This is a genomic window from Pseudomonas moorei, from assembly GCF_042846945.1.
Lineage (GTDB): Bacteria > Pseudomonadota > Gammaproteobacteria > Pseudomonadales > Pseudomonadaceae > Aquipseudomonas > Aquipseudomonas moorei.
Map to the genome: position 1 here is coordinate 3878534 of NZ_AP035776.1, position 12769 is coordinate 3891302.

A 12769-nucleotide genomic window follows, 5' to 3' on the forward strand; every position below is an offset into this window, starting at 1 on the left:
GCAGTGAGTCACGAAAACGCCCTGCGCGACGAAATCTGCGAAGTGGGCCGCAGCCTCTACCAGCGCGGTTACACCGTCGGCAGCGCCGGCAACATCAGCGCGCGCCTGGACGATGGCTGGTTGATCACGCCGACCGACGTCTGCCTCGGACGCCTCGATCCGGCCACCATCGCCAAGGTCAACCTGGCAGGCGAATGGGTGTCCGGTGACAAGCCTTCAAAGACCCTGGCGTTGCATCGCCAGGTCTACGACCGCAACCCGAATGTCGGCGGCGTGGTGCATACCCACTCCACCCATCTGGTGGCGTTGACGCTGGCCGGTGTCTGGCAGGCGGACGATATTCTGCCGCCTCTGACGCCGTATCAGGTCATGAAAGTCGGGCATATCCCGTTGATTGGCTACCAGCGCCCCGGTTCGCCGAAGGTGGCCGAGCAGGTCGCGCGGCTGGCCAACAGCGTTCGCGGCGTGATGCTCGAACGGTTGGGCCCGGTGGTCTGGGAGAGTTCGGTATCCAAGGCCAGCTACGCCCTGGAAGAACTCGAGGAAACCGCGCGGCTCTGGTTGATGAGCCATCCCAAGCCCGAACCGCTCGATCAGGCGGCGCTGGATGAGCTGCAAGCAACCTTTGGTGCGCGCTGGTAAAGCGCTGGCTTGACACGATAGATCGATAACGCAGGCTCCGCCCGGGAGACGTACAGCGACTCCTGACGGCCCCGGCTTGCCTGAAAAAACAATAACAACAGGAAATCCAAGCATGACTCACCTTCACTGCGACAAGTCCAGACCCATTGGCAGTAGCGTTTCATTGACCCGGCGGGGAGGGTGGGTGAAATGAGCCCGTTAATCCTGATGATGACCGCAGGGGCAGGCATTGCGCTGTTGTTGTTCCTGGTCCTCAAGTACAAGTTCCAGCCCTTCGTCGCCCTGATGCTGGTGAGCATTCTGGTGGCGCTGGTGGCCGGGGTGAAACCGGCCGATCTGGTCGCCACCATCGAAGGCGGCATGGGCAAGACCCTGGGGCATATCGCGATCATCATTGCCCTGGGCGCGATGATCGGGCGGATCATCGAACTCTCCGGTGGCGCCGAAGCGTTGGCCAAGACACTGATTACCCGATTCGGCAACCGGCGCACGCCACTGGCGTTGACGATTGCCGGCTTCATGGTCGGGGTGCCGGTGTTCTTCGAGGTTGGCGTGATCATCCTCATGCCGCTGGCCTATGGCATTGCCCGGCGCGCGCGCAAGCCGCTGTTGATGTTTGCGCTGCCGATGTGCGCGGCCTTGTTGACCGTACACGCTTTTCTGCCACCGCACCCCGGTGCCGTGGCCGCTGCCAGTCAGTTGGGCGCGGACCTGGGTCGCGTGCTGATGTTCGGGTTGCCGATCACCGCGCTGCTTTGCTATGTCGGCTACCGCGTGGCCGGGCGCATGACCCGCCGGGTGTACCCGATGACCGACGATATTCGTGCCGAGGTCTATGGCCCGCATGTCACCAACGAAGACCTGGCCGCCTGGACCAATGGCAACGACAGGAACCCTGAGCGAGCGGCTGAAGCCGTATCGCACATGGGCCTGGAAGAGTCGACCAGCAGCATCGTTTCCAGATTGCCGCCGGCCCCCGCACCGGGTTTTGGTCTGATCGTCAGCCTGATCCTGCTGCCCATCATTCTGATTCTGCTGGGGACGCTGTCCACCTCGTTGCTGCCTGCCGAATCGACGTTGCGCGGCATCATGACGGTGCTCGGCGCTCCGCTGGTAGCGCTGCTGATCGACACTTTGCTCTGTGCCTGGCTGCTGGGTTCGCGTCGGGGCTGGAGCCGTACCCAAGTGTCTGACGTGATCGGTTCGGCCTTGCCCGGTGTTGCCATGGTGATTCTGATTGCCGGTGCCGGTGGTGTGTTCGGCAAGGTATTGGTGGACACCGGTATCGGCGCCGTGGTTTCCGATTTGCTGCGCACTACCGGTCTGCCGGTGCTGGCGCTGGGCTTTTTGCTGACCATGCTGTTGCGTGCGGTACAGGGTTCGACCACGGTGGCGCTGGTGACCACGGCCGGTATCATCAGCCCGCTGATTGTGACCCTCAACCTCACCCCGAACCACATGGCCCTGCTGTGCCTGGCCATGGGCGGTGGCGGGTTGGCCATGTCCCATATCAACGATGCCGGTTACTGGATCTTCACCAAGCTTTCCGGGCTGAACGTGGGCGACGGCCTGCGCACCTGGACGGTACTGACCACGTTGCTCGGCACCCTGGGTTTCTGTATTACCCTGCTGATCTGGCCTTTTGTCTGACGCTTAATTTCAGGAGCTACCATGCCTCGTTTTGCTGCCAACCTCAGCATGCTCTACCCGGAACATGAGTTTCTGGATCGCTTCGCCGCCGCGGCTGCCGATGGCTTCGAAGCGGTGGAATACCTGTTCCCGTACGACTACAGTGCTGAAGAACTCAAGCAACGCTTGAGCGATAACGGCCTGGTACAGGCGCTGTTCAATGCACCGCCCGGTGACTGGGCGGCGGGGGAGCGGGGCACGGTGTCGTTGCCGGGCCGGGAGGTTGAATTTCGTAGCGGTTTTGATCGCGCCCTGGATTACGCCAGCGTGCTGGGCAATTCACGCATCCATGTCATGGCGGGGCTATTGCCCTCCGAGAGTGACCGGGCGCGGCATCACGGCGTGTACCTGGAAAACCTTGCCTACGCCGCCGCCCAGGCCGCCAAGGCCGGCGTCACCGTATTACTCGAACCGATCAATACGCGGGACATGCCGGGTTTTTTTCTGAATCGGCAAGATCAGGCCCAGGCCATCTGCAAGGAAGTGGGGGCCAGTAACCTGAAGGTTCAGTTCGACTGCTACCACTGCCAAATCGTCGAGGGCGACCTGGCCACCAAGTTGCGTCGTGACTTCGAGGGTATCGGTCACATCCAGATCGCCGGCGTGCCGGACCGGCATGAACCGGACCTGGGGGAAGTCAACTATCCCTATCTGTTCGAGCTGATCGATCAGCTGGGTTATGACGGTTGGGTAGGGTGCGAGTACCGGCCGCGTGGCAACACGTCTGCCGGCTTGCAGTGGTTGCGCGACTGGAAGGCGCGCCAGGCGTAACAGCGAAGATCGATCACGGGCTCTGGCGGATGCAAGAGCCCGTTTTTTTTTAAGCCGAAATATTCTCGGACGGCAGTAGCAGTTCGACACCCTGCTTGCGAATGCCATCGGCCGCCGCAGGGGTCAATGCGTCATCGCTGATGATCATGTCGAACTGCTCGAGCCCGGCGATCTTGTACATGCTGAAGGTGCCGTATTTCGAGCTGCTGGCCACCAGCACCACTTGCGAAGCCGATTGCATCGCGGCTTGTTTGACCTCCACCTTCAGCGCCGAAGGTGTGGTCAGTCCGCGACGCAAATCCCATGAGCTGGTCGAGATGAACGCGATGTCGGTGACGACCTGACGCAATGTGGCAACCGCCAGGCTACCCACGCACGATTGATTGGAGTGATCCAGTTGCCCGCCGGTATGAATCACCGTGACATGGGGCGCATCGATCAGTGCCTGGACAATGCCGAAATCGTTGGTCACCACCGTCATGCCGGACAGCGCCTTGATGTAAGGGACAATTTCCAGCGTGCTGGTGCCCGCATCCAGGTAAATCGCCATGTCGGCGTGCAACAGGCGCGAGGCCAGTCTGGCCATGGCCTGCTTCTGCGGTAATTCCACCACCGCCTTGAGCTGATGGCTGGGCTCGCTGTGGAGCTGGCTGGCGATCCGCACGCCACCCGTTACCGAATAAGCACGACCTTCCTGCTCCAGCAACGCAATGTCGCGGCGTATGGTCATGTGCGAACAGTCGAACATTTCCATCAATTGATGAACGCTCAGCACCTGATGCTTGCGCAACTGTCGCAGCATCGATTCACGACGCTGTTCAGGGATCATCGGTGCGGCGCTTTCAGCGGCGATGTCCTTTTGACTTGGCATTCGGGCTCCAGAATGAAGAAATCCGCAGACGGGTAAGGCGGGCAAACATAGTAGCGAATCTGCGACCGTATCAGTAGCGCGACGAGGGGATGGCACCTTGCTCAGCGGTGGCGGGTGACTCATGGCGACGGCATTAAAAAAAACGATTGCTGCGAAGTCACTAGAATCAAGGGGACGCAGTGACCAGGCACGCCGACGTACGGCAGGTTCTTTGCAACGCGCGATCCCTTTTGAGGAACCCAAAACGATGTTCAACAAGTGGCTGGATCCGGCGCTATTGCTGCTGACTACCCTGTCACTGCTGGCGGGTGGCATTGCGCAATTTGCTCAGAGGCCTGAGTGGGCGGCGATGTGCTGGCTCTCGGGAAGCCTGGTCATGGCCCTGGTGCTGCTGGTGGAGATCGTCAGGCGCCTGGCCCGGCGCGAGGCCGGTGTGGACTTGATCGCTCTGCTGTCGATCGGTGCGGCCCTGGTGTTTGAGCAGATGCTGGTGGCGGCGGTCATTGCGTTGATGCTGGCTTCCGGGCGTACCCTGGAATTCTTCACTGCGCAACGCGCCGAGCGTGAGCTACGTGCACTGGTCGATCGGGCGCCACGCTTTGCCTGGTTGCAGGAGCTGAACGACTTGCGCCAGATACCGGTCGAGCAGATCCAGCCGGGTCAGACGCTGCTTGTACGTCTGGGCGAGGTGGTCCCCGTCGACGGCCGTCTACTGAGCCCCACGGCAACGCTGGACGAGTCTGCGCTCACTGGTGAGTCGTTGCCGGTCACCCGTCGGGAAGGCGAGCCGTTGCGCAGTGGCGTTGCCAATGCCGGCGCGCCGATCCAGTTAATGGCGACGCAGACGGCAGCGCAGAGTACTTACGCCGGGGTCGTGCGGCTGGCCGAGGCCGCGCGACGCTCGCGCGCGCCTTTCGTGCGCCTGGCCGACCGTTATGCCTTGCTCTTCGTTCCGCTGACGCTGCTGATGGCCGGACTGGCCTGGCTTTGGAGTGGCGATCCTTTGCGGGCGCTGGCGGTGCTGGTGGTGGCCACGCCTTGTCCTTTGATCCTGGCAGTGCCGATCGCGATCATGTCCGGTATCTCCAGGGCGGCGCGGCGCGGCATCCTCATCAAGGACGGCGCCACCCTGGAAGCGCTGGCAGGAGCCAAACAGCTGTTTCTCGACAAGACCGGCACCCTGACCAGTGGCCACGCCCGCCTGCAGTCGGTTGAGGTCAATGGCCAGGTCGATCCACTGCATCTGCTGGGCCTGGCCGCTTCGCTGGCGCAGGCCTCGGTGCACCCCATCTCCCAGGCCATCGTCGAAGCCGCGCGCCAGCGCCGATTGCCACTCAGCGCCCCGCAAGAGGTGGCAGAAAGCCCGGGTTCCGGTCTTTGCGGATTGATAGAGGGCCAGCGAGTGCGTCTCGGCACGCTGTCTTTTGCTCAAACCGAGGCGTCGGTCAGCGATTGGGCCACAGCCATGTTGCGCCATATGGACTACCTGGCCTGCGGTGGCAGCTTCGTTGAAGTGGATGGGGCCCTTGCCGGCCTGCTGGTGTTCTCGGACAGCCTGCGTCGGGAAACCCCACAAACCCTCCGCCGGCTGCGCAACAACGGCATCGAGCGGATCGTCATGCTCACGGGGGATCGCCTGGAAACGGCCGAAATGATTGCGCTGTCCGCCGGCATCGACGAACTGCGTGCCGGGTTAACCCCGGAAGAAAAGGTGCGTGCCGTACAGGAGGGCTGCACGCGGGCCAGCACGCTGATGGTCGGCGACGGCATCAATGACGCACCCGCGCTGGCGGCGGCCACCGTCGGCGTGGCCATGGGGGCCAGTGGTGCCACGGCCTCCGCGGAAGCGGCGGGGGTTGTGCTGCTGGTGGATCGTCTGGATCGTCTGGTCGAGGCACTGCAGATTGCCCGCCGTACACGCCATATCGCTGTGCAAGGCGTGCTGGCCGGCATGGGACTGTCGCTGCTGGCCATGACGGTGGCCGCTCTCGGTTACCTTCCGCCACTTGCCGGCGCCGTGGTTCAGGAAGTCATAGACATGGTCATCATCTTCAATGCTTTGCGTGCATTGGGGGCGTCGCCAGGACCGGGCCTGCGGCGACTGGCTGGCGAACACATTGATCGACTGCAGGATGAACACCGCCAACTCAACAAAGTGCTGAGTGATCTGCACCAACTGGCCGGCGATTTCGCCCGGCGACCGCTTGAGCAAGCGCAGACCGATCTGCTGGAACTGGTCGACAAACTGCAAGCCTCGCTCGCCAGCCATGAACGGGACGATGAAAACACGCTATACCCGCTGCTGACCCTGAGCATGCCGGGCGAAGACCCCTTGTCGGCACTGAGCTACGGACACCGCGAGATTTTTCGCTGCATCCATTTGCTGACGCGCATGAGCAACGACTTCAGCGCCGACCCGACCACTGTGCCCGCCGAAGAGATTCAGCATCAGTTAATTCGCCTGGATACCCTGGTGCAGTTGCACTTCGACCAGGAGGAGGAACTGTTCCGCTATCTGGACAGGCGCTGAAGGGCAGGGCGGACATTTTGGCGTCATCGCCGGGAGAGAAGAGGACCGGCATTGGCTTATCTGCGGGCGAGCCCCTATATCTCTCACCCGTAGTTCTTAAAATAGCCTGGTGATTTCATTCAAGACCCGATCCTGGGTTTGAGTATCTGGCCTGTGGCGATAAGCGACTGCGAAAAAAGCAACGCCTTCGTAGTCGCAGCGAATCGCAAAAGTCATGCCTTCGCGCAACCCATAGACGGATCGGTCTCCTGCCTCAACAAAATATCTCGCCTTTGTAAGAGCCGCCGTGGCGTGTTCCAGGCATCCCGTTTGGCTAAGTGAGTGTTGTAGCCAACTGGTAGTGACTCGCACGGACGAAGTCGCGCTGTCATCGATAGGTGGTCGAGTCACTTCCTTGGTAGATGCGGTCTCGTGACTGCTGCAAGCGGTCAGTCCCATTGAGATAACACCCAGTAAAAAGCCAAAACGAACGCTCGAATGCTTAAGTGGATTTCCCATGGTGGGGCGCACCTGTGACGACCTGCGATGAATGAAGTGGCAATTACTAACGTAATAGCGGGTTTCTGATCTTTTGCTATCTGTGTTCATTCATCACGACGAGAAGCGGCGGGGGAGGCTGTCCGTTTCTGGCCGATTTGAGCCTGTCTGGAAGGGGAGCCGTCGACCGATTTTACGACAGCAACCTAAGCGTCTTGTTTTCCTGGTAGGGAACGTCCCATCGATCAACATGCAGTAGCCGGATGGGATTAGCACTGGATTCCAGTGCGCTTGACGCGCCATCCCTCCGCCGCGAGAAGACGTGGATTTCAATCCCGTGTTCATACCGTCAAGTTTCAATGCACCTCATAAGGACAGTTAATGGGTGGACGCACCCCCGGCAGGTACGAAGGGGGTACTTGATATTTATCAAGTCCGCCTAGCGGTTGGTATGGATTGTCTGCTACTTGATCATGCTGCATGTGATCGCCATCTCGATCTGGGGGACATTCTATGTGTGGCAGGGATCTCTGCCTGATTTCGAAACGGCGTTTTACTTCTCTGGAGTGACCTACGCGACCATCGGCTACGGTGATGTGGTGCTGGTTAAGCCCTGGCGTCTGTTTGGGCTGATGGAGGGGTTGACGGGCATCATCATGTGCGGCTTATCCACGGGTGTGTTTTTCGCCGAGGTCAATCATATTTACCAATTGATTCATACAAACAACGACGGTGGCGAAAAAACCTAGGGTACTGCGGACCCAGGGCGTGACTACTATGTGGCCCTGATCAGGGTTGGCTCATTAGCTTGATAGCGCTCGATCGCTGCATGGGCGGTGAACAACATACGCTCACCTCCAAGTTTTTCGTCGAGCCCGGCACGTCGTACCATTTCAAGTACGCCAGGGTTCAATCCCGCCAGCCAGAGACTGGCACCGAGTTCGCCCAGGTTTTTTTCGCCTTCAATCAGTGCCTGCAGTGCCGAGTATTCGATGTCGGGAACGGCGCTCATGTCCCAGACAACCACATGTGGATGATACTGCGCCTCCAGCGCGATGACCTGCTCCCTCACATAGTCCGCGTTAAGAAAAAACAGACGTCCCTCCGGTCGCACGATCAGCAGCCCCGGGAAAGTCTCGTCATCGGGGTGTTCATCCGATAACGGCCGCAGCACGTCGGTGCCACGTTTGCGACCAAGGACGTACACATGCGGACGCGCAGTCTGATAGGCCAAACTGACCAGTGATACGACGATTGCCACCGTGATGCCCTGCAGCGTGCCAAACAACAGCACACCCAACGTGGCGACGAGCGCCCAGTGGAACTCCATCGGGCGCACCTTGCGAATAGCCAGGAATTCTCGTGGTTGAATCAGCCCGACCGAGTAGTAGATGACGATAGCCGCCAATGTGGCGTGAGGCAGATACCCGAGAATTCCGGAAAGCAGCAGCATCGTGGCGAAAGCCATGCCGGCAGTGACAATCGAGACCAGTTGAGACTGTCCTCCCGTGGCGCGTACAACCGCCGTCTGCGAAGTACCTCCCCCAGCGGGCATCGCGCCCAGCAGTGCGCCCCCGAGGTTACCCAGTCCGGTAGCGATCAACTCGCGGTTCGCATTGATCGGGGGGTCGCCTGGCCGGACAAAGGCACGACCTGCCGCAATCGTTTCGGTAAAGCTCATCAGCGCGATCCCGAGCGCACCCGGTGCCATTTGTTCAACCAATGTGAGATCGGGCAGCGTGAATGGGGGTAACCCTTGGGGAATCAAGCCGACTGTCGAAACGCCGAGAGCCTGCAGGCCGAAGTACCATGAGGCGGCGATACTCCCTGCCACCACAACAAGCGGTGCTGGCGAATGTGACCACAGGCGTCCCATTGCAATGAGGATCAGGAACGCCGCTGCAGTAACCACGAGCGTGATCAGAGAGCTCCCGGGCACGTGATGCACAATGTTGAGGAGATCGAGAAAAAAACCTTGTTTGGCAATGTGGATGCCGAGGAGTTTCGGTACCTGATCCAGGACGATCACAAGGCCGACACCTGCTTTGAAGCCGCTCAACACCGGGGAGGAAATGAAGTTCGCGAGAAATCCCAGGCGTATCAGCCGCGCCAACAGCAGCATGGCGCCCACCAGTGCGGTCAGTGTTGCCGTGGCCGTGATCAGTTTCCCGGGGTCCCCATCGGGGACCGCCAGGCCGATCTGTGCACCAGCCAGAATCCCCAGCGTGGCGGTGGAGCTGACGCTGAGCACCCGCGACGAGCCCAGGAATGCGTAAATCAACATCGGGACGAGGGCCGTATACAGACCGACGGCAACAGGCAAGCCGGCGACAGTCGCGTAGGCCATTGCCTTGGGCAGTACGACAGCCGCGGCCGTGAGACCTGATACGACGTTGAGGCGAAGTGACGCCGTGTCAGAGCGAGCTGTGTTTGAGGCATTCGGATGCAGTTTCACACGGCCGCTCCTGATGAGTTCTGTTGCCTAGAACGCCCAAAGACGCTTGGCATTCGCGCTGAGGCGGGACTGACTCGCAAGCTTGTTTGAAAGGCCGGTGCAACGCGGACCTTTGATCAGCTCATGCTCTTGGTGAACCTTCACGTTCTCTCTCCTCGGAAACGCCTTTTGCGGAAACAAAAAACTTCACGCCGAAGTGAGCTTCGATACTGCTAAAAATTACAGACAGCTCTGTAACGCGTTCAGGTGTTTTTCGTAAAACCAGTTGTTGTCCACCAGGGCGTAGTACTTGGCGACCGAACCTGATGCCTCTGGCTGAATATCGACAAAGTACGCCGAGTGAGCGGTGAACACCGTGTAGCCCCTATCCTTGCCTGGTTGCTGCGACGCTCCCGGCTCTCCTCCGATTTCCTTTTGGCTTTGCCATTTGGACTCGACGCATTTTGCGAGGACTTCATCGGTCTTTTTTGAATACAGAACCTTGCGCGGACCTTCGTTACGCACCTCATTCACTGTCGGCGCCATACACCCCGCCAACAGCATCAACACCACACACCCTATTGAAATCCGCATGATTTTTCCTCTCCTCCAGGCTGTGACTTCAGAGTGGTAGGTTCAAGCATCCTGCGCATATTCAAAGCCAGCAAACATGAGTTCCCCAATCGCTGCTACCAACATATGAAAAAGCACCCGGTTAATCCGGTGCTCCTCAGCTAACTGGGTCAACTTGTTTGGGAGGATCGTTGTGCAGGATGGCATCGTCATGCATCGGAGTCTGTGCCGAATTCGTGCCATAGACTTGAGTAAAATCAAACATTCCCAATAAACGCATCGATGCGTTCCCAAAGAATTAAAAACTCTTGATACGCAACGCGTTCAATTTCCAGTCGGCATGCTTTCCATATACACATCCATTTATGTCATCGATGACCGAATCCTGCTGACGCTGGACAGATGCGACGATGCGAGTTTTGCCGTTGCTGCATTCGTGACCGACCGCTTTGGGGCCAGGCGGTTTAAAAACACCGCCCAAAAATCGAAGTGCGTACTCCTCGGACCTGGTCGATAGACAATGCAACTTCACTGGCTTTAGCGGGGGGGGGAAATGTTCAGGGAGTAATGCGACCTCCCTGACATGCCTTTCGCCATTACATCTGTCTGTCGTTGCGCGCAGCAACCGCCACGGTGGTCGGGGAATCAGCAAGTGAAACGAATTGTCGTGTCGCGCCATCAAGCGCATCGATGCAACCTGCCTCAATGTCGTAGACCCAGCCGTGCAGATTCATTCGACCCTGCTCAAGCGCGAGTGCCACCGATGGGTGGGTACGCAGATTCGCCAGTTGCGCGATGACGTTTTCGCGCACGAGGCCATCGAGCTTCGCGCGAGGCGAGTCGAACTGATGCGCCGCGTTAATCGCCTTCGCGGCGTCCGAGTGACGTAGCCAGTTAGCGACAGCCGGAAGATGGTCCAGACACGTGCAGCGTGAAATCGCGCCCATCGCTCCGCAGTCCGAGTGGCCACAGATCACGATGTCCTGTACGCCGAGCACTGCGACCGCATATTCGACGGTAGCCGATACGCCGCCCGGTTCGGGACCATACGACGGCACGATGTTACCGGCGTTGCGAATCACGAACAGCTCACCCGGTTCGCGCTGCGTAAGGAGCTCAGGCACAACACGACTGTCCGAGCAGGTGACGAATAACGCTTTCGGATTTTGTGTCGTCGCGAGCTGTTTAAAAAGCTCGACGCGTTGCGGATAGACATCGCGCTGAAAACGCAGAAAGCCGTCAATAATGTCACGCATGGAAATCTCCAAACCCAAGTGCCGAATGAAGGCACGTACTCGTGCCACCGTGGCCATTAGTATCGCAGACCTCAAGCGCAATTTGCTGCACTCGATCAACGGTGGACTCCGAGCCAAGACTCACGCGGAGGATGTGCGAAGCACCTTGGCAGCTGCCATTTATCTTTCACTGGCCGGAAAGGTGGTGAATTGCCGCGGTATTTATAAACACCCTATGACCGCATCTGGCCGGTAGGTGACTGTTGTGACCGGCTGAAAACGGCCCATTGTGGCCCTTCGCGAATGGCTGCTTATGGCCGATTTCCTGCTTGTCGCGAAGTCCTGAAAAATCGACCCTTGGCTGGCAGCAAAGATCGTCCGATAGCCGGCTATGAACGCGGAAATGTCGAAGTGTGATCTCCCCCGTTATTGTTTCTGCAAATCATCGAGATTTCAGGCTTTATTGAAAAATGCGTTTGTCGTTTCGTACACGCGCAGGATCACGAGGAAGCCTTTAACCAATACTCGTAAATTATGAAAGGCGGCTTAGCGCCCGCCGTGGACTCAGATCTGCGGTTGCTCCTCATGCTTAACAACGACGACTTACGCATGGAAAGTAACTGATCCATAAACCCCACCTATCCAAACAGGTGGCGTCTAAGGCGGGGAGGAATCAAATCATGCTGGCGCGGAGGCCATTCGCGGCGCAGCTACTTCATTTTTTGTGGCTTGATATCCACCACTGTCCCCGCTTGTACGTTTTTGATCGGTGAAAGCAAGTGCGGCGAAATATTCGTAAGCGCTCCATGGTATCCGCTCCATGAACCCCGCATTCCAAGCCGCCATCTGATGCCCGAAGCTATGCTCCCGACTTCTCTACTTGTGGCACAAAATTGCCAAAATTTGTATTCGTCCGGGCATCCCGTCTTGCACCCTGGAGAGCAGGAAAACAGAGGGACACGTAGGTCAGTTCGTATAATTACATTAGACGGTGTTTTAACTGGTTTCCGTCCCCCCAATTTGGCACTGATTCGAGTGTGTTTTCAGCCTCCCTCCATCGGTTTGCCACGCCATCGGGTGAGGCGGGCGGATTTATGCGCCGAAATGCTCTCGACTTGTTCTCGCGATATTGCACGAGTGATCAATACCGGCATCGCGCGGGCCTTGTTTCTGAAATCCCAATCGGCTGTGCGTCTTATCAAGCTCCGCATAATTATATTGGCCATGTTTTAGCTTTGGCTTGGCCCCCATTTCGTGACCAGGAAACTGGAGCCCCATGCTGGTTTGACCGGTGCAGGCGTGAATGAACCTGAATTGGGTCCATGTGCGCCACGGCAATATCGCCCTCGGTGCGATATGAGTGCTGATCTGGTTTGTGTCGGGGCGTTAGGGTGGGCATCCGGGTTGAGAGGGTGTGGCGTAGGTGCGTCTACGGTGCTTTCAGTTGAAAGTCGTCGAGAAATAAGCGGCGTTTTTAGGTGCGGATCAGGGCTTGTTGAGTGCTTATAAGGGTTGGGTGAGTGTGGTGCGGGGCGTTCTCGGGTTTA

The 12769-nt window shown here is 58.7% G+C and carries 10 protein-coding genes; 5 read left to right on the top strand and 5 right to left on the bottom strand.

What is annotated here, in order from left to right; all coding sequences use genetic code 11:
* Nucleotides 1-3 precede the first annotated feature (3 nt).
* The 3 genes from ACGJAX_RS18370 (at nucleotide 4) to otnI (ending at nucleotide 3102) form a co-directional block, all read left to right on the top strand.
* A complete protein-coding gene (locus tag ACGJAX_RS18370) occupies nucleotides 4-642 on the top strand; it encodes an aldolase (protein ID WP_390959913.1) in 639 nt (212 codons plus the stop codon).
* Between the two features lie 189 nt (nucleotides 643-831).
* On the top strand, nucleotides 832-2292 hold the full coding sequence (locus ACGJAX_RS18375; protein ID WP_390955631.1) for an SLC13 family permease: 1461 nt from the start codon (nucleotides 832-834) through the stop codon (nucleotides 2290-2292).
* Between the two features lie 21 nt (nucleotides 2293-2313).
* Nucleotides 2314-3102, top strand: a complete 789-nt coding sequence (otnI, locus tag ACGJAX_RS18380; RefSeq protein ID WP_390955632.1) for a 2-oxo-tetronate isomerase — start codon at nucleotides 2314-2316, stop codon at nucleotides 3100-3102.
* 49 nt (nucleotides 3103-3151) lie between these two features.
* Here the strand turns inward: otnI and ACGJAX_RS18385 are convergent, their stop codons facing one another.
* The gene (locus tag ACGJAX_RS18385; RefSeq protein ID WP_090323113.1) at nucleotides 3152-3973 is read right to left on the bottom strand and encodes a DeoR/GlpR family DNA-binding transcription regulator; all 822 of its coding nucleotides are present in this window, start codon (nucleotides 3971-3973) and stop codon (nucleotides 3152-3154) included.
* 247 nt (nucleotides 3974-4220) lie between these two features.
* On the opposite strand from ACGJAX_RS18385, the gene ACGJAX_RS18390 reads away from it, so the two are divergent.
* Nucleotides 4221-6503: a heavy metal translocating P-type ATPase gene (locus ACGJAX_RS18390; RefSeq protein WP_390955633.1), complete on the top strand. Its 2283-nt coding sequence runs from the start codon at nucleotides 4221-4223 to the stop codon at nucleotides 6501-6503.
* A 96-nt stretch (nucleotides 6504-6599) separates the two neighbouring features.
* Here the strand turns inward: ACGJAX_RS18390 and ACGJAX_RS18395 are convergent, their stop codons facing one another.
* Nucleotides 6600-7001: a hypothetical protein gene (locus tag ACGJAX_RS18395; protein WP_247256815.1), complete on the bottom strand. Its 402-nt coding sequence runs from the start codon at nucleotides 6999-7001 to the stop codon at nucleotides 6600-6602.
* Between the two features lie 452 nt (nucleotides 7002-7453).
* Here ACGJAX_RS18395 and ACGJAX_RS18400 point away from each other — a divergent pair, with 452 nt between their 5' ends.
* Nucleotides 7454-7729 (top strand): ion channel, encoded by a 276-nt coding sequence (locus tag ACGJAX_RS18400; protein ID WP_390959915.1) that lies wholly within the window; start codon nucleotides 7454-7456, stop codon nucleotides 7727-7729.
* 26 nt (nucleotides 7730-7755) lie between these two features.
* Here ACGJAX_RS18400 and ACGJAX_RS18405 read toward each other — a convergent pair whose 3' ends face one another.
* The 3 genes from ACGJAX_RS18405 to ACGJAX_RS18415 all read right to left on the bottom strand — a co-directional run bounded on the left by ACGJAX_RS18405 (nucleotide 7756) and on the right by ACGJAX_RS18415 (nucleotide 11243).
* Nucleotides 7756-9435, bottom strand: a complete 1680-nt coding sequence (locus ACGJAX_RS18405; protein WP_390955635.1) for a SulP family inorganic anion transporter — start codon at nucleotides 9433-9435, stop codon at nucleotides 7756-7758.
* A 219-nt stretch (nucleotides 9436-9654) separates the two neighbouring features.
* Nucleotides 9655-10008 carry a hypothetical protein gene (locus ACGJAX_RS18410; protein WP_247256818.1) on the bottom strand — a complete coding sequence of 118 codons (354 nt, stop codon included), beginning with the start codon at nucleotides 10006-10008 and terminating at the stop codon, nucleotides 9655-9657.
* Nucleotides 10009-10583: 575 nt separating this feature from the next.
* Complete coding sequence (locus ACGJAX_RS18415) at nucleotides 10584-11243, bottom strand: carbonic anhydrase (RefSeq protein WP_090327402.1); 660 nt, start codon at nucleotides 11241-11243, stop codon at nucleotides 10584-10586.
* Between the last annotated feature and the right edge of the window lie 1526 nt (nucleotides 11244-12769).